The sequence below is a fragment of the Rhizobium sp. BK376 genome, assembly GCF_004341625.1.
Lineage (GTDB): Bacteria > Pseudomonadota > Alphaproteobacteria > Rhizobiales > Rhizobiaceae > Rhizobium.
In genome coordinates, this window is sequence record NZ_SLZG01000006.1 from 34,811 (window position 1) to 57,084 (window position 22,274).

The 22,274-nt window shown below is 59.2% G+C and carries 18 protein-coding genes; 14 read left to right on the forward strand and 4 right to left on the reverse strand.

Annotated elements, in window-relative coordinates; genetic code table 11:
• The first annotated feature begins 69 nt into the window (after nucleotides 1-69).
• The 7 genes from EV561_RS16535 (at nucleotide 70) to EV561_RS16565 (ending at nucleotide 7,608) form a co-directional block, all read left to right on the forward strand.
• A complete protein-coding gene (locus EV561_RS16535) occupies nucleotides 70-702 on the forward strand; it encodes a sugar transferase (RefSeq protein WP_132523399.1) in 633 nt (210 codons plus the stop codon).
• A gap of 66 nt (nucleotides 703-768) precedes the next feature.
• A complete protein-coding gene (locus tag EV561_RS16540) occupies nucleotides 769-2,289 on the forward strand; it encodes a hypothetical protein (protein WP_132523400.1) in 1,521 nt (506 codons plus the stop codon).
• Nucleotides 2,282-4,039: a Wzz/FepE/Etk N-terminal domain-containing protein gene (locus tag EV561_RS16545; RefSeq protein ID WP_132523401.1), complete on the forward strand. Its 1,758-nt coding sequence runs from the start codon at nucleotides 2,282-2,284 to the stop codon at nucleotides 4,037-4,039. The genes EV561_RS16540 and EV561_RS16545 overlap by 8 nt, the downstream gene beginning before the upstream one ends.
• 1 nt (nucleotide 4,040) lies before the next feature.
• On the forward strand, nucleotides 4,041-4,661 hold the full coding sequence (locus EV561_RS16550; protein WP_132523402.1) for a methyltransferase domain-containing protein: 621 nt from the start codon (nucleotides 4,041-4,043) through the stop codon (nucleotides 4,659-4,661).
• A 21-nt stretch (nucleotides 4,662-4,682) separates the two neighbouring features.
• Entirely contained in the window at nucleotides 4,683-5,606 is a 924-nt protein-coding gene (locus EV561_RS16555; RefSeq protein ID WP_132523403.1) for a glycosyltransferase, read from the forward strand.
• Between the two features lie 72 nt (nucleotides 5,607-5,678).
• Nucleotides 5,679-6,533 (forward strand): hypothetical protein, encoded by an 855-nt coding sequence (locus EV561_RS16560; protein ID WP_132523404.1) that lies wholly within the window; start codon nucleotides 5,679-5,681, stop codon nucleotides 6,531-6,533.
• 13 nt (nucleotides 6,534-6,546) lie between these two features.
• Nucleotides 6,547-7,608, forward strand: coding sequence for a glycosyltransferase (locus EV561_RS16565; RefSeq protein ID WP_165927825.1), 1,062 nt, complete (start codon nucleotides 6,547-6,549; stop codon nucleotides 7,606-7,608).
• A 56-nt stretch (nucleotides 7,609-7,664) separates the two neighbouring features.
• On the opposite strand, the gene EV561_RS16570 is transcribed toward EV561_RS16565, so the two are convergent.
• The gene (locus EV561_RS16570) at nucleotides 7,665-8,453 is read right to left on the reverse strand and encodes a glycoside hydrolase family 16 protein (RefSeq protein ID WP_245512694.1); all 789 of its coding nucleotides are present in this window, start codon (nucleotides 8,451-8,453) and stop codon (nucleotides 7,665-7,667) included.
• A gap of 179 nt (nucleotides 8,454-8,632) precedes the next feature.
• On the opposite strand from EV561_RS16570, the gene EV561_RS16575 reads away from it, so the two are divergent.
• Nucleotides 8,633-10,174 (forward strand): polysaccharide biosynthesis C-terminal domain-containing protein, encoded by a 1,542-nt coding sequence (locus tag EV561_RS16575; protein WP_165927826.1) that lies wholly within the window; start codon nucleotides 8,633-8,635, stop codon nucleotides 10,172-10,174.
• An 8-nt stretch (nucleotides 10,175-10,182) separates the two neighbouring features.
• Nucleotides 10,183-11,499 carry a polysaccharide biosynthesis/export family protein gene (locus tag EV561_RS16580; RefSeq protein WP_132523408.1) on the forward strand — a complete coding sequence of 439 codons (1,317 nt, stop codon included), beginning with the start codon at nucleotides 10,183-10,185 and terminating at the stop codon, nucleotides 11,497-11,499.
• Between the two features lie 50 nt (nucleotides 11,500-11,549).
• Here the strand turns inward: EV561_RS16580 and EV561_RS16585 are convergent, their stop codons facing one another.
• From EV561_RS16585 to EV561_RS16595, 3 genes are all read right to left on the reverse strand, one after another.
• A complete protein-coding gene (locus EV561_RS16585; protein WP_132523409.1) occupies nucleotides 11,550-12,242 on the reverse strand; it encodes a thermonuclease family protein in 693 nt (230 codons plus the stop codon).
• Nucleotides 12,243-12,353: 111 nt separating this feature from the next.
• Nucleotides 12,354-12,923: a hypothetical protein gene (locus EV561_RS16590; RefSeq protein ID WP_132523410.1), complete on the reverse strand. Its 570-nt coding sequence runs from the start codon at nucleotides 12,921-12,923 to the stop codon at nucleotides 12,354-12,356.
• Nucleotides 12,924-13,076: 153 nt separating this feature from the next.
• Nucleotides 13,077-14,411, reverse strand: coding sequence for a dicarboxylate/amino acid:cation symporter (locus tag EV561_RS16595; protein ID WP_132523411.1), 1,335 nt, complete (start codon nucleotides 14,409-14,411; stop codon nucleotides 13,077-13,079).
• Between the two features lie 215 nt (nucleotides 14,412-14,626).
• On the opposite strand from EV561_RS16595, the gene EV561_RS16600 reads away from it, so the two are divergent.
• The 5 genes from EV561_RS16600 (at nucleotide 14,627) to kdpB (ending at nucleotide 22,271) form a co-directional block, all read left to right on the forward strand.
• Nucleotides 14,627-16,495 (forward strand): sensor histidine kinase, encoded by a 1,869-nt coding sequence (locus tag EV561_RS16600; protein ID WP_132523673.1) that lies wholly within the window; start codon nucleotides 14,627-14,629, stop codon nucleotides 16,493-16,495.
• Nucleotides 16,492-17,853 (forward strand): sigma-54 dependent transcriptional regulator, encoded by a 1,362-nt coding sequence (locus tag EV561_RS16605; protein ID WP_132523412.1) that lies wholly within the window; start codon nucleotides 16,492-16,494, stop codon nucleotides 17,851-17,853. The genes EV561_RS16600 and EV561_RS16605 overlap by 4 nt, the downstream gene beginning before the upstream one ends.
• A gap of 305 nt (nucleotides 17,854-18,158) precedes the next feature.
• Nucleotides 18,159-18,248 (forward strand): K(+)-transporting ATPase subunit F, encoded by a 90-nt coding sequence (gene kdpF / locus EV561_RS16615; protein WP_132523413.1) that lies wholly within the window; start codon nucleotides 18,159-18,161, stop codon nucleotides 18,246-18,248.
• Between the two features lie 36 nt (nucleotides 18,249-18,284).
• Nucleotides 18,285-19,988 (forward strand): potassium-transporting ATPase subunit KdpA, encoded by a 1,704-nt coding sequence (gene kdpA / locus EV561_RS16620; protein WP_132523414.1) that lies wholly within the window; start codon nucleotides 18,285-18,287, stop codon nucleotides 19,986-19,988.
• A 222-nt stretch (nucleotides 19,989-20,210) separates the two neighbouring features.
• Nucleotides 20,211-22,271, forward strand: a complete 2,061-nt coding sequence (gene kdpB / locus EV561_RS16625; protein WP_132523415.1) for a potassium-transporting ATPase subunit KdpB — start codon at nucleotides 20,211-20,213, stop codon at nucleotides 22,269-22,271.
• Nucleotides 22,272-22,274: the final 3 nt, after the last annotated feature.

A 22,274-nucleotide genomic window follows, 5' to 3' on the forward strand; every position in this document is an offset into this window, starting at 1 on the left:
AATCTTCGAGAGCCTTCCGTATCCAAGCCCTCCGAGGGATATATTACGAGCAAAATAACAGGCAAAGGTATGATGAATACTTCCTTTGCGGTAGGTGGGCTATTCAAAAGGACTATGGATGTCTTTCTTGCATCTTTAGCATTATTTTTTATCCTGCCAATTCTCATCATGGTTGCACTCATCGTCAAGCTTCAGGACGGCGGCCCAATCTTATTCGTGCACCAGCGAATAGGCTTTCAAGGTCGCATGTTCGGATGCCTCAAATTCCGGACCATGTGCTGCAACGCCGAGGCCCGTCTTGATCAATATCTGCACGCAAATCCGCAAGCCGCTCTTGAATGGAAAACGACGCAGAAGCTGAAGACAGACCCGCGCGTGACGGTGGCGGGCAGCGTTCTGCGCCGCCTAAGCTTTGATGAGCTGCCGCAGCTGATCAATGTCATCAAAGGTGAAATGAGCCTCGTCGGCCCACGCCCCATAACAGCCGACGAATTGCGCAGGTATGGCCGCGACGCGGTCTATTATCTGGCTGTCAGGCCCGGTCTGACAGGAGCTTGGCAGGTGAGCGGCCGAAACGACGTCTCCTATGAGGAGCGCGTCCGGCTGGATACCGACTATTGCAAGACCTGGTCCGGAGCGAAGGACATGAACATCATGCTTCGCACCTTGCCGGTTCTCTTTTTCAGACGTGGTTCCTATTGAGATGGTTGGGCCCGTTAGGGCCCCGCCGACGCAGTCTTCATTTGAATTCTCACGACAGGTCAGGACATGAGTGTTGAGCCGATCGGAATAATTGTCGCCATACTTGGAATAGCTACGATTTTCCTCGGCCTGAACTTAGGCGCCTATGTACTTTGCCTCAGTGCGCTTCTCGGTTCCGCCGCCGCTCTGCTTATGCCGGGGCTAGGCGGCACCAGTATTCAGCCGTTTCACTTCGTTCTGCTGTTTCTCGCCTTCGCGGTCGCGTTGCGGCCAAGGACGCTGTCGGCGTCCTTTTCCTCTCTTTCCTATCCGGGGCCGGGCTTCTGGTACACGCTTTTCATCATCTACGGCGTTCTGACGGCCTTCTTTCTTCCGCGAATCTTCACCGGCGTGACCCTCGTCTATTCGTTGGCACGTGGCGAAGGCATGCACGGCATTGTCGTGAACCCGCTGACACCGAATGCGAGCAATCTGACCCAGGCCGTTTACATGCTGGGCGGGCTTGCCTGTTTTGCGATCGTCGCCGGCATCAGCCGGCTGGGCGGCCTTGTCATTTTCGCGCGGGCGCTGATCGTCGCGGGCGGCGTTTGCATATTTTTCGCAATCGCCGACATGGCCACTTACGTGACCGGCACCAGCTTTCTCCTCTCGCCGATCCGCAACGCCAATTATCGCATGCTGGACGACGGCGATGTCGAGGGCTTCAAGCGCATTGTCGGCTCGTACACCGAGGCGGGCGCCTTTGGCTATGCGGCGCTGGCGCTGTTTTCTTTCCTCCTCATTCTCAAGCTCGAGGGCTTTCAAGCCCGCTTTCTTGGGACGATCACCGCGGCACTAGCGGTATCTCTCGTCCTGTGCACCTCGACGACTGCCTATCTGGCGACCGGGCTGACAGGGCTGATCGTGCTTGCCTTTTGCATTAGCCGCGTCTTGCAACGCAAAGCCAGCTACCGACACCTGACCTATATTGCAGCATGCCTCCTTGCCTTACCTCTGCTCGTCATGGCCGTGATGCTGATCCCCTCCGTCTCCGAGAGCGTCAGCAACCTCATCCACGCCACGATGACCACGAAGCTGGAATCACAATCCGGCGAGGAGAGGATGCGGTGGAACCAGCAGGCGATCGCGTCCTTCTTCGATACCAGCGGAATGGGTGCGGGGCTTGGCAGCATCAGGACATCAAGCTTTCTCATTGCCCTGCTCGCCAATGTCGGCATTCCCGGGACAGTGATCTGCCTATTTTTCTTCCTCAGCCTCATCCGCTTCGTCCTCCAGCGTGACCAGAAGGAAGGACCGGACGGCATAATAGGCCTTGCCGCTCTCCTTTCCTGCATCTCCCAATTCGTCGCCGCGTCCATAGCCGCCGGCGCGATCGATCTTGGGCCGCTCTTCGGCATTACCGCCGGCCTTGCGGCCGGCTACGGCCTCGGCCCCGTTTCAAGCCTGGCACATGGCGGTCGTGATGACCGGCGTCGGCACGGCCTTCCCTGGCCTCCGCCCAATCCCGTGCTTCAATCCTCCATTGCGGCAACCATCGAAGCACCTTCTGGCCTTCCGCCCCGAACCCGGGAGGTGAGCCGTGTATAATCAGCCCATTACCCTTGCCTATCCGACATCGACGGAAACCGTTCGCGAGAAGCCGCTTCAGATCAGCCGGCTCATTCGCTTCCTGTTCGACAACTGGATGCTTATTGCGGGCTGCACCGTATTCTTCTCGCTGATAATGCTGCTCTACGTCATCATCACGCCCGCCACTTACGTCGCAAGCGTGCAGCTTCTTTTCAGCCCGCAAACCGTACAGGCTGAGGGCTCTCAACGACCCTCGCTCGATGAGGCACTCGTCGAAGGCGAGTTGGAAATCGTAAAATCCAGCGATGTCCTGCGAGGCGTCATCCGGGAAATGAACTTGGATGAAGACCCGGAATTCACGGCCCGCCGCGCTTCGGTTTCAAGTGGGTTGCGCTCCCTTGCCTCTGCCATATCCTCTGGCGGTACGCCGGAGGTGAAGGTTGAGAAGACAGGTTTCAACCTCGACGATCCCACCGAAAACTACATCATTTCCGCTCTTCGGGGCCAACTCTGGGTGCGCCAGGTAGGCCAGTCGAATGTGATGGAGATAACTGCAAGCTCCATCGACCCCAAGAAGTCGGCCCAGCTCGCAAATGCGATCGCTGAACAGTATATCGCCCATGACGTGCTGATGAAATCGCAGTCCGCCCAGCAGGCGAGCGAATGGCTGGAGCAACGCGTCGCGACCCTTAGAGAGGAAGTGTTCACCGCCGACCGTGCGGTGGTCCAGTTCCAATCCTCGGGTAATCCCGGTGACCAATTCAAGCTGTCCGAGCTCAAAAGCGTCGCGGACACCTACCGGCGCCTTTACGAGACCTATCTTCTGAATTGGACGGAAGCCAAGCAGAAGATTTCCTATCCTGTATCCGACGCGATGTTTGTCTCGCGCGCGATCGTGCCGGTGTCCAAGAGCCAGCCGAAGCGTGTTCTTCTGATGGCATTTGCTGTCGTCCTTGGCCTCAGCACCGGCCTGATCGTTGCCATCATCCGACACTTTGCGAGCCGCGTCGTCACATCGATGGATCGCATCACGGTTGAGACCGCAGTGCCCTGCATCGGCGCGGTAGCGCTGGCGGGAGGCAAACCCAACCAGAACGGCCCCATATTGAGCCTGCCGCGCGTTCAGGGACTAGGCCAGGAAAATGCCGCCTGGAACCGCGGCTTCAACCGCGACCTGCGCAATCTCAAAGCGACCGTCACGGGAATGCGTCGCAGCCGCAAAGCCAATCTGATCGGCGTCGTCGGCGTGGATTCCAAGGCCGGCGCAACGACGATCGCCTACAATCTCGCAATTCTTGCCTCCTCCTCGGGCTCGAAGACGCTGCTGATCGACGCGAGCGCAGCCAACCCGACGCTGAGCAGAACCTTCACGGCGGAGCAGTCGATCGGCCTGATGGAAATGCTGGACGACCGGCAGGCCTACATCGATTTCATGAGCCGGGTGGAAAGACGGCTTACGATACTTCCCGTCGGCGCGTTTCAGGATGTGACGCCGGGCGAACGGATCGGCTCCGAACGCATCGCCTTCAGCTTCGCCGACCTGAAGGATCGCTTCGATCTCATCCTCGTTGACCTTCCCTCCATGCCGGGCTCGTCCGATGCCAAGGCGGTCGCGCCGCATCTCGACGGCTCGATTATCGTGGTCCGCAGCGGCCAGACACCATTCGATGCGCTCGATCGCGCTGTTGACGCTCTTCGCGAAGTCAACGCCGAACTCCTGGGTATCGTCCTGAATGCAACTTCGTCCAGAAAGACAGGAAGGCGGTAATATGAATATCGAGCTCATTCGCAGACATCCCCAACTCAAGGATCGCCTTCGCAAGACATTGCATTCCATCGGTTATGAGACCGATGATTGGGTTCGCGTCATGCTCTATCGCGACGCCTTTGCCTTCATTCGCAAACTTGGTCCCGAAAATCTCGATGTCATGGAAGTATCGGGCGGCGTCCAATGGCAGCGCCAGTTCACATTCAAATCCTATCTGGCAACCGAATATCCCGGCTTCGACATCTGCAGCGAAACTCTTCCAGACCGTTTCGACCTCATCATCGCCGACCAGGTCTTCGAGCATCTGAAATGGCCGATGCGGGCTGCGCGCAATGTCTACGAGATGCTGCGGCCAGGCGGATATTTTATCATCGCGACACCCTTCCTGCTTCGGGTGCACGCATCGCCGATCGACTGCAACCGCTGGACCGAAACCGGTCTCTCCTGCCTCCTGCAGGAAGCCGGATTTCCCGAGGATGCGATCACGACGAAATCCTGGGGCAACCGCAGCTGCGTTCAAGCAAATTTCAAGCGCTGGCCGAAGGGCGGCTTCCTGGGATCCATGAAAAACGAGCCGGACTTTCCTGTGATGGTGTGGGCCTTCGCACGAAAACCTGCATGAACCGACGGAGTAACAACGAGTATGGGTGCTGAGTTCATATCTGACCAGGTTCTGCGATCGGCTGCAAAACAGATGCGGATCGGGATCGCAATAGCGACGGCAGGTCGCGCTGACGTCCTGCTGCAAACCATAGCTTTCATCGGACAACAGACGCGCGCACCGGACGCTATCTTCGTATGCGCGCCGAGCGAAGCCGATATAGCCGGGCTACGATCGGCATATCCGAAAATCAGCTGCCTTCTTGCGCCGAAGGGGCTGCCCCATCAGCGCAATCGCCTGATGGACGCCGCCAGCGCTATCGACGTCCTCCTTTTCCTCGATGATGACTTCATCATGGCGCCAGACTATCTCGCGGAAATGGAAGCTATTTTCCGCGAGCATTCCGAGGTCGTGATGACAACGGGACGCGTCGTGGCGGACGGCGTCACGGGAGCCGGCTTATCAGCTGACGAAGCCGAGGAACGACTTGCGGCGGCCGGCGCTCCGCGACCCGTTCCCCTGTCGGTTGTCTATAACGGCTACGGCTGCAACATGGCCGTCCGCATGGCGGTCGTCCGGACGCAGCGGCTGCGTTTCGATGAGGAACTGCCTCTCTATGCCTGGCTAGAAGATGTCGATTTCAGCCGCAGCATGGCGCCCTTTGGCTGGATCGTTCGCGTCGAGCGCGCACGCGGGGTGCACCTCGGCGTAAAATCCGGCCGGCAACCCGGCGCTCGCCTGGGATATTCGCAGATTGCCAATCCCTGCTACCTGATCGCAAAGGGAACATGCTCCTGGAAAATGGGCCTCCTGCAAATGGCAAGGAATCTCGCGGCCAACATCTACGGCACGTTGAGACAGGAGAAAGCGATAGATCGCAGAGGACGTCTGCGCGGCAACGCAATGGCCGTGATGGACCTCGTGCTGCAACGCATGACGCCGGCGCGCGCTTTGCAGCAGCAATGACCACATCGTCTATTCGAAGAATACGCTTGCACGGAAAATTTCATCCACCGCGGCTTTAACGGAGGAAATCAGATGCGTCATGCGACATGGAATGCGATCGAGGCAAATCCCTTTGCCATGCGGATCTATCAATCCTACCGACGGCTTCCGGAAGAAGTCCGGGCGCCCACCCGCTGGGTGGTGACGCCCCGCTGGCAAGCGGCCTGCGCAATCGTCAGGCGGACTGCAGGCAACGAGGTGCTTTCAGGACCGTTTCGCGGCATGAAACTCCACCTCAGCCCGCTTTCGAAGCGGCAGCTCCTAGGATATCTGCTCGGGACACAGGAACTGGAGCTGTTTCCCATCATCGAGGACATCGTCAGCCGGCCCTACAGCACCGTCATCAACATCGGCGTTGCCGACGGCTACTATGCGATCGGTCTGGCACGGCGCATGCCCTCTACGCCTGTCATCGGCTTCGAAGGCCTCCCGGAACATCATGAGCCATTCTGGCAAACCGCCCGTGCAAACGGCGTCGCCGATAGAATTACTCTCAGGGGGTTCTGCACGGCGCCGGACCTGCGCGATGCGTTGGATAGAGCTGGGCCCCGCCCCTTCATCCTTTGTGATATCGAAGGCGGCGAAAAGGAATTGCTCGACAATTCCGCCATTCCAGAACTCAACAGGGCCGATATCCTCGTCGAAACCCATGACGGCCTCGTTCGGGGATGCACCGAGCGCCTGGTCCAGCGTTTCAGTGCGACCCACGACATAAAGTCTGTCTACGCGCGCCCACGCACGATGGCTGACTTCCCCGCCAGGGAACTGCCTTTCCTGGCAAGATGGATGTCGGGCACGGCAGTCGAACTCATGAACGAGCGGCGCACAGGTGTTCAGGAATGGCTGTTCATGACACCCCGGCGGACCGGGGAGACGGACAAGCAATAGGAGGATGGCCCCCATGCGCATCCTTCTTGCCAGCGGAACCCCGCACTTGCCGCAACTTATCGGCGGCCTCGAGATCAACACGCATCACCTCGCGCTCGAACTTAACGAGCGCGGATGCAGCACGGGCGTACTCTCGAAACTCTCGCTCCGGGATTCTTTCGGCGCGATGCGTTTTGCCGCGAGTTGTGCGCAATTCAAGAATGTGGTCGTCGATCGGTCGCTGGGCTATGAGGTCTATCGTTGTCTGAGACCATGGAAGGATTTGCGCGGTCTCGTCTTGCCGCAAGTCGTGGTGATCCAGAACGGAAACATGGTGCAGATGGGCCGCGCCTTTCGAGAGAAAGGCATAGCCAGTATCGCCTATCTGCACGGACTGGAATTCGACGGAGAGTCGGGTAATTGGCCTGATAAGGCAGAGGATCTGCCATTCTCAGCCTATATCGGCAATTCACTTTTCACCGCGGCCAGGTTCAAGGCACGTTACGGCATCGATACCGCGGTCATTCCCCCCATATTTCGGCCGGATGTCTACCGGACCTATGGCGAGGGGCGGCACGTCACCTTCATCAATCCTATCCAGGCAAAGGGGCTGGACATTGCGCTCGCCGTTGCAACGCTCTGCCCTGATATCCCCTTCCTCTTTGTTCGCGCCTGGCCGCTCTCCAAGAAGGAGGAGGCAGAGCTTCAGCGGCGTCTGGCAATGCTTGCGAATGTCCGGCTGGTTGATCGCACAACGGACATGGCAAGCATCTACAAACAGACTAGAATTCTCTTCGTTCCTACCCAGTGGCAGGAGACATGGGGAAGGGTCGTCAGCGAAGCCCATTTCAGCGGCATTCCAGTGCTGTCCAGCGACCTCGGAGGTCTATCCGAATCCGTCGGCCCCGGCGGCATTCTCGTCAACGCCGACGCATCGCCGATCATCTGGGCGGAGCATCTACGCCTCCTATGGAACGACCCAACCGTCTATCAGGAAAAACGTGAAGCCGCTTTCGCCTATGCCGATCGACCGGAGATCATGGTCGATCGCCAGATGGAGCAATTTGTCGACATTACAGAGCGGGTCGCGGCATGAGACTTCAATACAGCCATCCCGCACCCGGTTTCAGTGCGCCAGTTGCCGGTTGCTCCTTAAGTGCCGGGGAAGGCCCAGGAGCGAACGTAGTCGACTTCCATGACCGATGGGCTCGGCGCCTTGTCGATTGGCCATCCGCCGCCCAATCCGAGATCGACGAGGACAGTGAAGGGAACATCGAGTTCACGCGGCGTCGCGATTGCCCAAATTTGCTTGCGATCGAGGTAGAACCGAATTCTATCCGGCTGGACGGCAACGCCGTAAGTATGAAAGTCGGTGGTCAGGCTTCCGCTCGGCACCGCGACGCGTTGATGAAAGCTCTGGCTGAGCGAGGGGGTCTTGTGATCCCAAATGTGCAACGACGCCACGTACTGTCCCGGAAACTGGCCGTAGTACTCGACGACATCAAGTTCGATCCCCTTCTTTTCTGTATTGCTGACCAGCCAGAAGGCGGGCCACATGCCGTCGCCCGCAGGAAAGCGGGCACGCATTTCGAAATAACCGTATTTCTGCTTGAACCCATTTCCCTTCTGATCGGTCGAGGACAGCAGCCCGGAGCGCCACTTTCCGTCGTCGCCCTTTCGTGCTTCGATCCGGAGCATCCCGTCGCGGGTGGTGAAGGGGAAATCCGGGCCAGGGTCGGTAAAGCGCGCATCGCCGAAGTCACCGTTCCAGGGGGTGTGCGCAATCCATCGCGTTCCCGGTCCCCATGCGGATACATCAAGCTTATCGAAGTTTTCGTCAAAAGTCGGGGTCAGGGAAGTCGGATCGATGGGCGCCGATTGCGCAGTCGCCGGACTGTCCGGTCCGGTTACGATCAAATTGACGCCAATGTATATAACCAAGGCTGCGATCGCACTCTTTACAAGAACCGACCTCATTTTCAATCCCCGCTCACTGCGTCCATGCATTCATCCGCATCGTATAACAGATCACATGATATATCCATCATATTATTCGAGAAATCTAAGAAAAAAAGAAAGTATTGAGGACGAATATGCTGGCTATATTTGCAAAAAGATCGATGTACTCGGCCATATCTGGCTTTGCAACTGTTTTTGCTACTTTCATTAGCGGAATCATTGCCGCCAACCTGCTCGGTGTCGAAGGAACCGGTCTCGTCGCATTCGCCGTTTGGCTGGCGCTCATAGCGTCACAGGTTGTCGATGGCGGGACGTCGCTGTGCGTCGGCCGCTTTACGGCAGATCTGCATGGTCAGGGAGATAAGGCCGCCGCCTATTCGCTTTCCGGCAGGCTCGCCCGTCGTCTCCTGCTCTACAATGCCATGGGTATCGCGGCATTCGCTGTGTTCTACTTTGCAGATCCAGGGACGGCGACAGATTCCCTTCGTCGGCTCTTTGGCGAAACGGATGGCGATGCCGCGACCAATCTCGTTTTCTTTGTCGCGCTGCTGACCTTCACACAGTCCTTTGCGACATTCGGAATGGCGCATTATCGAGGCTCGCAGGATTTTGTAACGCTCGCGGCTGTGTCGTTCGTCTCGATGGTCGCTCAAATCGTCTGCGTCTATCTCGGCGCTTTCTTGTTCCATGTTCCAGGCGCGATTGCGGGCTATATCGCTGGGCAGATCTTGCTCACGGTCGCTGGCGCTAAGCTGATGACGCGAAACGGCACGGTGACGGCCGAGCTCATCAGCGAAACCCGCACATACGGGCGTTATTCCTGGGCAGCCAATCTCTGCAATACCTTCGTCTGGTCGAGGATCGAGATCCTCTTCCTTCAGAGCTTCTGGGGCTATCGCGAGGTCGGCTTGTTCAGCGTCGCATTGGCACTGTCGGCGATAGCGTCGCAGGGCCCGCTCCTCCTGACGGGCGCTTTTCTTCCGATGCTCGCGGAGAAGCATGGGCAGAAGGACAGGCAAGGTCTTCAGATGGCTTTCGCCAGCGGTACGCGTTTCCTGGCCATAGCAGCTTTCCCTGCCTGCTTCGGAATGGCGGCCATTGTTCCAACCCTCGTCCAGCTCCTCTATGGACCATCTTTTGCACCGGCAATTCCCGCCGCCACGATCATCGCGACGGCAGCAGCCTTCTCGATAACAACAGTCATCGGCACACATCTGGTGAATGCGCTTGCCCGCAGCGACGTCATATTCGTTACCTCGCTCATCGGCGCTGCGCTGTCGATCGCCGGAGGCTTTCTTCTCATCCCGCATTATGGGTTGCTCGGTGCTGCCATATCTCGAACGGCAACACAGCTCGCGATGATCGGCATAGGGCTCTGGTTCATCACCACCCGACTGCGTTTCTCCTATCCCTTTGCGGCACTTCTGCGCATCCTTCTGGCGGCCTTGGTCGCCTCGCTGGCAGCCTTCGTGGTCGTCACGCTTGTTCCGGGATTTCATGGCCTGGTCTTGGCCATCCTGGGCGCTGCCTTCGTGTACGCACTGTGCCTGCGTTTCTTCGGCGCCGTCGACCCGCAGGACATTGCGGTGGCACATCGGCTGATCGCGGCATTGCCTCCGCGCTTTGCCGCAATGGCAAATATCCTCCTGTCCTTTATCGACCCGAGCTCCGCGCCGGGCCGAATTGTAACGCCACGACCATAGGTGAGACGATGAGTACGCATTTCTCCGCTACCAAGTTCGCAACGCCCGATATGGCGAGGACGCCGACGCCTTCCGCCCTCAGCAAACGGTCCCTCTGGAACGCGATGCTTGGCCTCATCGTCTTCGCCGGTCTAACGGCAGGCGCGGGACAAGCCCTGGCTGACAGCTACCAGCTGGTGACGCAGGACAAGATCAAGCTGCGGGTCGTTGAATGGCGCTCCGGTGAGGGGGATTACAAGAGCTGGGAGGCTCTGGACGGCGAGTACGTCGTCAACCAGTCCGGGTCGGTCTCAATTCCGCTCGTCGGCGAAGTGCCGGCGACCGGCCTGACGACGGAAAGTCTCGCGGCGAAAATCGCCTATGCCCTCCAGCAGCGCGCCGGTCTGGCAAACAAGCCGTTCATTTCAGTCGAAATCTCACAATATGGTCCCATCTACCTGCTTGGCGCAGTCCATTCGCCAGGCCAGTATCCCTACAATCCCGATCTGACCGTCATGAAGGCGATCAGCCTGGCGGGTGGCTTTGAAAAGGACGGCGAAGGCCGTAGCGCACAAATCAATCGCGACCGCATCCAGGCAACCGGCACGCTGGGCGATGCCGAACTGGACTACAATACCCTGCTGATGCGGGAAGCCCGGCTGCGCGCAGAGATGGCCGGAAAGGATAATTTCGATACCCCGACGGCTCTGACGAAGACCGATGGCGCCGAAAACCTTCATGCGGAAGAACTCAACCTCATGAAGTTTCGCCGGGTCGAGCTCGACAGCAAAATTGCCTCTGCCGAGGATCTCGGCAAGCTCTATTCCAACAGCATCGATACCCTGCAAAGCAAGATTCAGTCCCAGGAGCACCAGGTGTCGCTGTTCGAGAAGCAACTGGCGACTGTGGCTACGCTGGTGGACAAGGGTCTGACGGTGAGTTCGCGCCAATTCGAACTCGACCAGGCTCACTCCGATGCGGAAAGCAAGCTGCTCGATCTGGAATTTCAGCTGGTCCAGTCCCGCCAATCCCTCGCGGAAAACAAGCGGGACGCGGCCACTGTCGTCAATTCCATGAACTCACAGATTCAGGACGAACTCAGCACGACCCTCCGCGAGATCGCGAAGTCTGATTTGCAGATGCGCGTCTCCCAGGCTCTGCTCAACCAGACCAATCAGGAGAGCCAGCAACAATCGAGCGCGCTGGACAATGACGCCAACAGCCCGCCGAAAATCATGATCGCGCGACAGAACGACAAGGGCGAGACCGAACGGTTCGAAGCCACGCCCGACACACCCATCAAACCGCGGGACCTGATCGAGGTGAATGTCGAGGGATCGTTTTAGATATCAGGCGGCTAACGCCATCTGAATGCCTTGAGTGCGGTCGAGATGAATTAGGTACACCAAGGCTTATGCGAACCTGACGGCTGCGCCAAACCTTCGCTGACCATCTGCATGCCGATCGAGCGGCCTTGCCGGTAGATCGTTCTGAATTTGAGCCCGTCCTTGTCGACTTCGGAAGAGCCTGCCTGCAGAGTGAAGGCTCCGTCATTCAGCAACGCGAGCAATCTTAGCTTTGCAGCCGTTCCCCTGTTCTTAGCCTCTGGACATGCCGGCGGGTTTATCTCGGGCGTGTCGATATCGGCAATGCGGATCTTTACGCCGCGCACCCAGAACGTGTCGCCATCGACCACGCAGTTGAAATGCGGGCCATCGCCGCAAAAGCCGAAGCTTTCGGATGCCGTCGCAGGGGCCGGTGTCGGCGAGGGCCTGGGGACAGAAACCGGCACGACAGGGATGGAGGCTGACGGGATAGGCGCCGGCGGCACCGGCAAGGACGGCGCTCGCATGGCGGCAACGTGAACCGGCGCGAGTGCCGGCTTTTCCGCAGGGGCACGCGGAGCAATTGATGCGGTCGCGACGCGCTCCGTGGCGATAAGCTTCGGCTTCAGCGCCGGCCAGTGATCATAGGCGACGATACCGCCAATCGCGAGAGCGGCTCCGGCATACCAGGGCATCAGGCTACCGCTTGCGCTGCTCTTGCCTCTGCCAGACGATTTCCGTCGATTTCCGCGCTTCGCCGCCATGGTGACTGACTCCCGACTCGTTTTGAGCCGGATTATTGCGCCTAAGTGTTTCCGAAAGGTTGGCGTCCGCCTTGTCCACAGGCCATCTGTGAGGGAAGGCGGAAACGTCCCTTAAAACGGCTTCGTTGCGCCAGTCTCGGTTTTGTCGACGCTCGGGTCGGTGAGACGGCTAAGGCAGGACGTAAATGTCGCATGAAGCGGATAGATACGCGACGTCGGCAGCACCCAGTCCGGTTCGGTACCCGCAAAGTCAAGATCGAGATCCACCGTTCCAGCCACAGCCGATCGAATAATCGCCTTAAGGCTTCCTTTGGGGTTTTCTCCGTTCGGGTTCATCAGACGCAGGCTTGTTTTGCTGACCCCAACCGCGGGCATGGTCATCGAGCTCTTGCGGCCTTTGATGACCACTTGCGTCGACAGATTTTCGGGGAGATTCCAAGCGGCGTTTGAAACGACCCAGCTATCGTCGTTTTTCATACCCTCGCGAAACTCGGCTGTCTTTCCGGTCTCGCTGTCCCAGACGAGAGAACAATAATTCTGCGAGCCCTCGGTCACATATCCGACCGACCATTGGCTTGCCGAGCCCAGCCACTCCGTCGCGGCATTCGCGCCAAGTGGCGCTACAGCGCATAAAAAACTCACAAGAACAGCTTTTGCAAAACGATTGTTTAAAGTGCGCATTCGTCCAAACCTTCAGCCAATGACCGCAAACAAACGACAATGTCGACAACGTTGGCGCAAATGTTAGCAGTAGGAAGTTTCGGATTGATGAGCGCTGCATAGCTGCCCCGCGTTATTCGTCGCGGGGCAGCCCAAGGCAGTCAATGCCTGCGATTACTCCGCAGCTTGCAGAGCCGGCTGTATTGCCTCCGGATCGCCGGACAATTGGCCGGCCATCGCGGCTGCAAACTTTGTCTGATCCAGCTCGTTCTCCCAACGGGCGACAACGACTGTGGCGACGGCATTGCCGACAAGGTTGGTCAAGGCACGGCATTCCGACATGAAGCGATCGATACCGAGGATGAGCGCCATCCCTGCAATCGGAACAGACGGAATGACCGACAGCGTGGCGGCAAGCGTAATGAAGCCCGCGCCGGTTATGCCGGCCGCACCCTTGGAACTCAGCATCGCAACGAGCAGCAGCAACACCTGATCGCCAAGGGTCAACGGCGTATCCGTCGCCTGGGCGATGAAGAGGGCCGCCAGCGTCATATAGATGTTCGTGCCGTCAAGGTTGAAGGAATAGCCGGTCGGGATGACGAGACCGACAACGGAACGCTTGCAGCCGGCGCGTTCCATCTTGTTCATCAGGCCCGGCAGGGCAGCCTCGGAAGAAGACGTACCGAGCACGAGCAGCAGCTCTTCCTTGATGTAGCGGATCAGCGCCAGGATCGAGAAGCCGTTATAGCGGGCGACCGCCCCTAGCACGACGAGAACGAACAGCAGCGAGGTGAGGTAGAAAGTGCCAATCAGGAAAGCGAGATTGGCGATCGTGGCGATACCGTATTTCCCGATGGTGAAGGCCATGGCACCGAAGGCGCCGATGGGCGCGAACTTCATCAGGATCGAAACCAGTCGGAAAATCGGCGCGGTCAGCACCTGCAGGAAATCCAGCACCGGCTTGCCGCGTTCACCGACAGCACCGAGCGCGATGCCGAATACGACGGAGAAGAACAGCACCTGCAGAATATCGCCCTTGGCAAAGGCTCCGACGATGGTGTCGGGAATGATATTCATCAGGAAGCCGACGACCGTGGCGTCATGGGCCTGGGCAGCGTAGTTGTTTACCGCCTTGGTATCGAGCGTCGCCGGATTGATATGCATGCCGGCGCCCGGCTGCAATATGTTCGAAACGAGAAGGCCGACCACGAGCGCCAGCGTCGAGAAGACAAGAAAATAAATGAGCGACTTGCCGACGACGCGACCGAACTTCTTCAGGTCCGCCATGCCGGCAATGCCAGTCGATACCGTCAGGAAGATGACCGGCGCGATCACCATGCGGACGAGCTTGATGAAGGCATCGCCGAGCGGCTGCATCGAGGCGCCGATCGAAGGATAGAAATGGCCGAGCAGGATGCCGGCGGCGATGGCGACGAGCACCTGCACGTAAAGATGCCGGTAAAGGGGAGTTTTGCCGCGCTCGCCGGCGGCGTTGATTGCAATATCCATGATTTCCTCCACTGCGCCCGGGCGCTCTTGCTGCCGCGGACAGTTACGATATCGGCAGCCCCCCGACTGCTCCTGCTTGATTTGCAATGGGCGTGCCAACTCCTCGGAAGAGCAGTAGTGCTTTGAAAATAAACGATATAATGTCCGGACACCAGTCATCGCGGCGGCAAACGTGCGGTTTTCCGCACAGAGCGATTTACTAAATGTGCGAGTTTATGCACAATGCGCGAATGCTAGATCGAACAGGACAACTCTGGACACCTGAACAACTCGGCAGACGAACCCGGCTTATCTGGCTCGTTTTTGCCGCACTGTCGGCGGTTGCCATCGGGATCGCTCTTTACGGCGCGGGTGTCTACGGTCGGCTGCTGGCGATGGAAGCGCTCGAAAACCAGGGGCGCACGGACGCGAACCTCAAGGTCGCCTTGCTGCGCGCCGTTCTGGAGGGCCCTCGCGCGCTGCCCCTTCTTCTGGCGGATGACCAGCAGGTTCGCGATACGCTGCTCGCGCCGGGAAACGACGCCGTCGTCGCGCTCGACCGCAAGCTTGAAGGTCTCGTGGCCGATACCCGCGCCTCCGTCCTCTATGTCACCGGCACGAATGGCATTGCGATTGCTTCCAGCAACTGGCAGGAGCCTCTGAGCTTCGTCGGAAACGACTATTCCTTCCGTGATTATTTCAGGCACGCGATGGAGACGGGAACGGCCGAGCATTTCGCGCTCGGCAATGTCAGCAATCGCCCCGGCCTTTATATTTCGCGACGGGTCGGCGATGCGGCAAAGCCGCTTGGCGTCGTCGTCGTCAAGATGGAATTCGAGCAGCTGGAATCCGATTGGCGGGATGCGGCACGCCCGGTCTATGTCACCGACGAGCACGGTGTCGTGCTGATCACCAGCATTCCCTCCTGGCGTTTCATGGCCGCAGCGCCAATTCCGGCCGGAAGCCTCGCCACCATCCGAAAAAGCCTGCAATTCGGCGACGCTCCGCTCCTGCCCTTGCCGATCAAACAACAGGCCGGAAGCCCCGATGCATCGGTGGTCCACGTTATCATGCCCGGCGGAAAGGAGGGGGAGTTTCTGCGTCTTCGCGCGCCCGTTCCCTCAACCTCCTGGCAACTCGAATATCTCGTCCCGACCGAAGCGGTCACCGCCTCAGCCGTTCGTGAAGCGCGGTTCCTCACGCTGGCAGTCCTGGTGCCGCTACTGGCAATCGTTGGCTTCCTACTCTGGCGTCGGCGGTCTGCCGTCATGAGAATAGCAACCGATCGCGCAGCACGCGCGGAGCTTGAACGCCGTGTCCTCGAGCGAACCGAGGATTTAAGCCGCGCCCGCGACCACCTCCAGGCCGAGATCGCGGATCACCAGGCGACCGAAGCAAGGCTGCAGGTCGTTCAGCAGGAACTTGTTCAGGCAAATCGGCTGGCGATCCTCGGTCAGGTCGCGGCCGGCGTCGCCCACGAGATCAACCAGCCGGTCGCGACCATCCGCGCCTATGCGGACAATGCCCGGATCTTTCTGCAACGACAGCAACCGACCTCCGCCGACGAGAATCTTGGCGCAATCGCCTCGCTCACAGAGCGGATCGGAACAATAACCGAGGAATTGAAAGCTTTTGCGCGCAAGGGCCGGACCGCCGCCGAGCCGGTCGCCTTTCGCGGGGTCCTCGAAGGCGCTGTCGTGCTATTGCGAAGCCGCTTTGCCGGAAGGCTCGATGCCTTGAAAATCGAACTGCCGCCGCCTGAACTCGAAGTCATAGGAAACCGCGTCCGGCTGGAGCAGGTGCTGATCAATCTTTTCCAGAATGCGCTGGAAGCGCTTGAAGGTCACGAGAATGCGCGCGTCGGGGTCTTTTGCCGGGAGAGTAAGAGCGAGGTAGCGGTCACGATCGCCGACAACGGACCGGGCATTCCGCACGAAATCCTCGATTCTCTCTTCACGCCGTTCAATACCTCGAAGGAAAAGGGGCTGGGCCTCGGTCTGGTCATCTCGAAGGACATCGTGACCGATTACGGCGGCCGTATCGATGTCGAAAGCGACAACAGCGGAACCCGCTTTACGATCCATCTCCTGAAGGCACCTCAATGAGCGACGCAATTCCCGTTTTTCTGATTGATGACGACAAGGATCTTCTCAGGGCGACGACGCAGACGCTAGAGCTTGCCGGGTTTTCGGTGTCCCCATTCCATTCCGCGGTCGAGGCGCTGCGAGCGCTGCGGGCAGACTTTGCCGGCGTTATCGTCTCCGATATCCGCATGCCGCAGATCGACGGATTGCAGCTTTTCGATCGTGTGCGCCAACTCGACGAGGACCTGCCGGTCATCCTCGTCACGGGGCACGGCGATATTCCGATGGCGGTAAAGGCCATCCAGGATGGGGCCTATGATTTCATCGCCAAGCCATTCGCGGCAGATCGTCTGGTCCAGAGCGTTCGGCGGGCGGCGGAAAAGCGACGGCTGATTCTCGACAACCGATCGCTGCGCGAGGCTGCAGATCAGGCGCAGGGTGGACTGCCGCTGATCGGGCAAACGCCGGCCATGGAGCGCCTGCGGCGCACTTTGCAGCAAATCGCCGATACGGATGTCGATGTGCTTGTGACCGGCGAGACCGGCAGTGGCAAGGAAGTGGTTGCGAGCCTGCTGCATCGCTGGAGCCGTCGCGCCAAGGGCAATTTCGTGGCGCTGAACTGTGGCGCCCTGCCGGAAACGGTGATCGAAAGCGAACTCTTCGGCCATGAGGCCGGCGCCTTTACCGGCGCGCAGAAGAAACGTATCGGTCGCATCGAGCATTCGAGCGGCGGCACACTCTTCCTGGACGAAATCGAGAGCATGCCGGCGTCGACTCAGGTGCAGATGCTACGGGTGCTGGAAATGCGCGAAGTCACGCCGCTCGGCACCAACGAGGTTCGGCCGGTCGATCTGCGGATCGTTGCCGCAGCCAAGATAGACCTCGGCGATCCGCGCCAGCGGGGCGATTTTCGCGAAGATCTCTATTATCGCCTCAATGTCGTGACGATCACAATTCCGCCGCTACGCGACCGGCGCGACGACATTCCCCTGCTCTTCAGCTATTTCGCCGAACGCGCCGCATTGAAGTTCAAGCGGCCGATCCCCGCGATCTCTCACGATCTGCACCTCTATATGCAGAACCATACGTGGCCGGGCAACGTGCGGGAACTGTCGCATTTCGCGGAACGCTTCATATTGGGCATCGAGCCCACGACAGATACAGGCCCTGGCGAGAACCAGAGCGTCGAGGATACGCTGCCACTGCCTCTGCGCATAGAACGGTATGAAGCCGAGATCATCCGCAGGACTTTGGAGTCCAATGGTGGGGACGTTCGTCGAACGATCGAAATTCTCGGCATTCCACGCAAGACATTCTACGACAAGCTCCAGCGCCACGGGATCGTCCGCGGAGACTTCGCAAAGATGTCGGCCGACTAGCTAGGCTGGTCTCACCGACGGGCATTTATAAGATTTTTATATTGGCCGCCGTCCCTCCGTCTCGAACGTTTATGCGGTTCGGTCGCATATTAATGCTCGAGAGATCGGCAAGATCATCTCCATGCCAGAGAGAATAAAAGGCGCTTTCTTTGACGGCGCCCTTTGTCTTGTCTGACTCCAGAAAAGAACAACCCAGGAGTCAACATCGATGATGGATATTATTCTTATCGGGGCCAGCGTTTTGTTTTTCGTTCTTTGCTTTGTTTATACCAAAGCCTGCGACAGCCTATAGGCGGAGAGCAACCATGACCCTCGATTATGTCCTCAGCGGCGCGGTGACCTTATTTATCACCGTTTACCTCGTCTACGCCCTCATTCGCCCCGAGCGCTTCTGATTTTCGCAAAGCAACCGGGAACGGAAAGTTAACCCCATGACCCTCAACGGATGGCTACAGATCCTGCTTTACTGCGGGATCGTCCTTGTGCTCGTCAAACCGCTCGGCGGTTACATGACGCGTGTCTTCAATGGCGAGCGCACATTTCTATCGCCCGTTCTCGTTCCCTTGGAACGGGGACTTTATCGTATTGCCGGCACCAGCGAAAAAGAGGACCAGCATTGGACCTCCTATGCCTTCGCCATGCTGATGTTCAATCTGCTCGGCGTCCTCTTGCTCTACGCGCTGCTGCGTTTGCAGGGCATGCTGCCTTACAATCCGGCGGGTATGGCCGCCGTGCCGGAGGCGCTTTCGTTCAACACCGCCGTCAGCTTCGTCACCAACACCAACTGGCAGAACTACGGCGGCGAAAGCACCATGTCGTATCTGACGCAGATGGCGGGCTTCACGGTGCAGAACTTCCTCTCTGCGGCAACCGGCATCGCGATTGCAATCGCCTTCATCCGTGCGTTCTCCCGCGCATCCGGTAGGGCGATCGGCAACTTCTGGGTCGATATGATCCGCGCCACACTTTACGTTCTGCTGCCGCTCTGCATCGTGCTGACGCTGGTCTATGTCTGGCTGGGCGTGCCGCAAACGCTCGGACCCTATGTCGACGCCACGACGCTAGAGGGCGCCAAGCAGACGATCGCCGTTGGGCCTGTCGCCTCGCAGCTTGCGATCAAGATGCTCGGCACGAACGGTGGCGGCTTCTTCAATGCGAACTCCGCTCATCCGTTCGAAAACCCGGATGCCATCTCCAATCTCATCCAGATGGTCACGATCTTCGCGATCGGCGCTGCTTTGACCAACGTCTTCGGCCGTATGGTCGGAAACCAGCGCCAGGGCTGGGCGATCCTTGCCACGATGGGCGTTCTGTTCATCGCCGGTGTCATCGTCACCTACTGGGCGGAAGCTGCCGGCAACCCGCTCATGCATGCCTTTGGCCTGCAGGGTGGCAACATGGAGGGCAAGGAAGTCCGCTTTGGCGTTGCCATGTCTTCGCTGTTCGCGGTCATCACGACGGCTGCCTCGTGCGGCGCCGTCAATGCCATGCATGGTAGCTTCACGGCACTCGGCGGTCTCGTTCCGCTGATCAACATGCAGCTCGGCGAAGTCATTGTCGGCGGCGTCGGCGCCGGTTTCTACGGCATCTTGATGTTCATCGTTGTCGCCGTGTTCGTTGCCGGCCTGATGGTCGGCCGCACGCCGGAATATCTGGGCAAGAAGATCGAAGCCAAGGAAATGAAGATGGCAGTCCTTGCCATTCTCTGCCTGCCGCTTGCGATGCTGGTACTGACTGCCATCGCATCCGTTCTTCCCTCGGCCGTGGCATCCGTAGGCACCGGTGGGCCACATGGCTTCTCCGAAATCCTCTACGCCTATACATCAGGCGCAGCAAACAACGGCTCCGCCTTCGGTGGCCTGACCGGCAACACGCCCTGGTACAACATCTCGCTCGGCATCGACATGCTGATGGGCCGCTTCCTCGTTATCATTCCGGCCCTGGCGGTTGCCGGTTCGCTCGTCACCAAGAAGACGGTTCCCGCTTCGGCAGGTACGTTCCCGACCGATGGTCCGCTCTTTGTCGGCCTTCTCGTCGGCACGATCCTGATCGTCGGCGGCCTGACCTTCTTCCCGGCGCTTGCGCTTGGACCGATCGTCGAACACCTCGTCGCGCTCGCCGGTCAGACTTTCTAAGGATGATCCGCCATGTCGCGTCTGATGTTCACCAGACTTCGAAGGCCCCTCAATCCACGCCCCGGACTGCCGGGGCGTGAAACAGAACGGATGGCCCGTGCCTCCGACATCATACTCTTCATGATGGTCGCGCTCCTCGTCACCCTTGCTGCCTTTCGATTTTTACACGGCTGACCGGCCCCGCCGGTCACGCTGCCCTCTTATTCAAGCTGGAGTTCTCTTATGAGCCAGGCAAAATCAGCGAGTATCATGGATTCTCGCATCCTCATTCCGGCGGTGGGTGACGCCTTCAAGAAACTGAACCCACGCACGCTTGCCAAAAACCCGGTCATGTTCGTCGTGGCTGCGGTTTCAACCCTGACAACCGTCCTTTTCCTGCGCGACCTCGTGACAGGCGGCGGGAACCTCGCCTTCTCTTTCCAGATCAATCTCTGGCTCTGGTTTACGGTGCTGTTCGCCAACTTCGCCGAAGCCGTCGCAGAAGGTCGCGGCAAGGCGCAGGCCGACTCCCTGCGCAAGGCACGCACCGAAACGCAGGCAAAGCTGCTGACCGCCAACAATGGCACCGGCTACCGCATGGTGCCCGGCACCAGCCTCAAGGTCGGTGATCTCGTGCTCGTCGAAGCCGGCGACATCATTCCGTCAGACGGTGAAGTGATCGAAGGCGTTGCCTCGGTCAACGAAGCCGCGATCACGGGTGAATCGGCCCCGGTCATTCGTGAGTCCGGCGGCGACCGCTCGGCTGTAACAGGCGGCACGCAGGTACTTTCCGACTGGATCCGCGTTCGCATCACCGCGGCCGCCGGCTCCACCTTCCTCGATCGCATGATCGCGCTTGTCGAAGGCGCCGAACGTCAGAAGACGCCGAACGAAATCGCACTCAACATCCTGCTTGCAGGCATGACGCTGATCTTCGTTCTCGCTACGGCGACGATTCCGAGCTTTGCGGCCTACGCCGGCGGCTCGATCCCGATCATCATCCTCGTCGCACTCTTCGTGACGCTTATCCCGACCACGATCGGCGCCCTGCTTTCGGCCATCGGCATCGCCGGCATGGACCGTCTTGTCCGCTTCAACGTGCTTGCCATGTCCGGCCGTGCGGTGGAAGCTGCAGGCGACGTCGACACGCTGCTGCTCGACAAGACGGGCACGATCACGCTCGGCAACCGCCAGGCCACCACGTTCCGTCCGGTCCGCGGCGTCACCGAACAGGAACTCGCCGACTCGGCACAACTCGCCTCGCTTGCCGACGAAACGCCGGAAGGCCGTTCCATCGTCGTTCTCGCCAAGGAGAAATACTCCATTCGCGGTCGCGACATGGGAAGCCTGAAGGCTACTTTCGTGCCCTTCACAGCCCAGACCCGCATGAGCGGTGTCGACGTCGAAGGCTCTTCCATCCGCAAGGGCGCGGTCGACGCCATACTTGCCCATGTCAGTGGCGACACGTCTGCCCGCAACAGCAGCGAGACCGTGCGCGAGCTGCAGGCCATCTCCGACGAGATCGCCAAGTCGGGCGGCACACCGCTTGCCGTTTCCCGTGACGGACGTCTGCTCGGCATCATCCAGCTGAAGGACATCGTCAAGGGCGGCATCCGCGAGCGCTTCACCGAACTGCGCCGCATGGGTATCCGCACCGTCATGATCACTGGCGACAACCCTATGACGGCTGCGGCAATCGCCGCAGAAGCCGGCGTCGACGACTTTCTTGCCCAGGCGACGCCTGAAAACAAGCTGTCGCTGATCCGCGAGGAGCAGGCGAAAGGCAAGCTGGTCGCCATGTGCGGTGACGGCACGAACGATGCTCCGGCACTCGCTCAGGCCGATGTCGGCGTCGCCATGAACACCGGCACGGTCGCGGCACGCGAAGCCGGCAACATGGTCGATCTCGACAGCGACCCGACGAAGCTCATCGAAATCGTCGAGATCGGCAAGCAGTTGCTGATGACCCGCGGCGCGCTAACGACCTTCTCGATCGCCAACGACATCGCCAAGTACTTCGCCATCATCCCGGCAATGTTCCTGACCTTCTACCCGCAACTCGGCGTGCTCAATATCATGCACCTCGGCACGCCGCAGAGCGCCATCCTGTCGGCCATCATCTTCAATGCCTTGATCATCATCGCGCTGATCCCGCTGTCGCTGAAGGGTGTCCGCTATCGTCCGATCGGTGCCGGCGCGCTGCTTTCCCGCAACCTGCTGATCTACGGCGTCGGTGGCATCATCGTCCCCTTCATTGGCATCAAGGCGATCGACGTGATCATCACGGCAATCGGCCTCGCCTAAGGA

What these genes read in the sequence shown, in the direction of transcription:
- kdpF (WP_132523413.1), top strand. Translation starts at nt 18,159, where the DNA reads ATGACCCTCGATTATGTCCTCAGCGGCGCGGTGACCTTATTTATCACC.
- EV561_RS16580 (WP_132523408.1), top strand. Translation starts at nt 10,183, where the DNA reads ATGAGTACGCATTTCTCCGCTACCAAGTTCGCAACGCCCGATATGGCG.
- EV561_RS16590 (WP_132523410.1), bottom strand. Translation starts at nt 12,923, where the DNA reads ATGCGCACTTTAAACAATCGTTTTGCAAAAGCTGTTCTTGTGAGTTTT.
- EV561_RS16565 (WP_165927825.1), top strand. Translation starts at nt 6,547, where the DNA reads ATGCGCATCCTTCTTGCCAGCGGAACCCCGCACTTGCCGCAACTTATC.
- kdpA (WP_132523414.1), top strand. Translation starts at nt 18,285, where the DNA reads ATGACCCTCAACGGATGGCTACAGATCCTGCTTTACTGCGGGATCGTC.
- EV561_RS16555 (WP_132523403.1), top strand. Translation starts at nt 4,683, where the DNA reads ATGGGTGCTGAGTTCATATCTGACCAGGTTCTGCGATCGGCTGCAAAA.
- EV561_RS16540 (WP_132523400.1), top strand. Translation starts at nt 769, where the DNA reads ATGAGTGTTGAGCCGATCGGAATAATTGTCGCCATACTTGGAATAGCT.
- EV561_RS16600 (WP_132523673.1), top strand. Translation starts at nt 14,627, where the DNA reads ATGCACAATGCGCGAATGCTAGATCGAACAGGACAACTCTGGACACCT.
- EV561_RS16535 (WP_132523399.1), top strand. Translation starts at nt 70, where the DNA reads ATGATGAATACTTCCTTTGCGGTAGGTGGGCTATTCAAAAGGACTATG.
- EV561_RS16575 (WP_165927826.1), top strand. Translation starts at nt 8,633, where the DNA reads ATGTACTCGGCCATATCTGGCTTTGCAACTGTTTTTGCTACTTTCATT.
- kdpB (WP_132523415.1), top strand. Translation starts at nt 20,211, where the DNA reads ATGAGCCAGGCAAAATCAGCGAGTATCATGGATTCTCGCATCCTCATT.
- EV561_RS16560 (WP_132523404.1), top strand. Translation starts at nt 5,679, where the DNA reads ATGCGTCATGCGACATGGAATGCGATCGAGGCAAATCCCTTTGCCATG.
- EV561_RS16595 (WP_132523411.1), bottom strand. Translation starts at nt 14,411, where the DNA reads ATGGATATTGCAATCAACGCCGCCGGCGAGCGCGGCAAAACTCCCCTT.
- EV561_RS16550 (WP_132523402.1), top strand. Translation starts at nt 4,041, where the DNA reads ATGAATATCGAGCTCATTCGCAGACATCCCCAACTCAAGGATCGCCTT.
- EV561_RS16605 (WP_132523412.1), top strand. Translation starts at nt 16,492, where the DNA reads ATGAGCGACGCAATTCCCGTTTTTCTGATTGATGACGACAAGGATCTT.
- EV561_RS16585 (WP_132523409.1), bottom strand. Translation starts at nt 12,242, where the DNA reads ATGGCGGCGAAGCGCGGAAATCGACGGAAATCGTCTGGCAGAGGCAAG.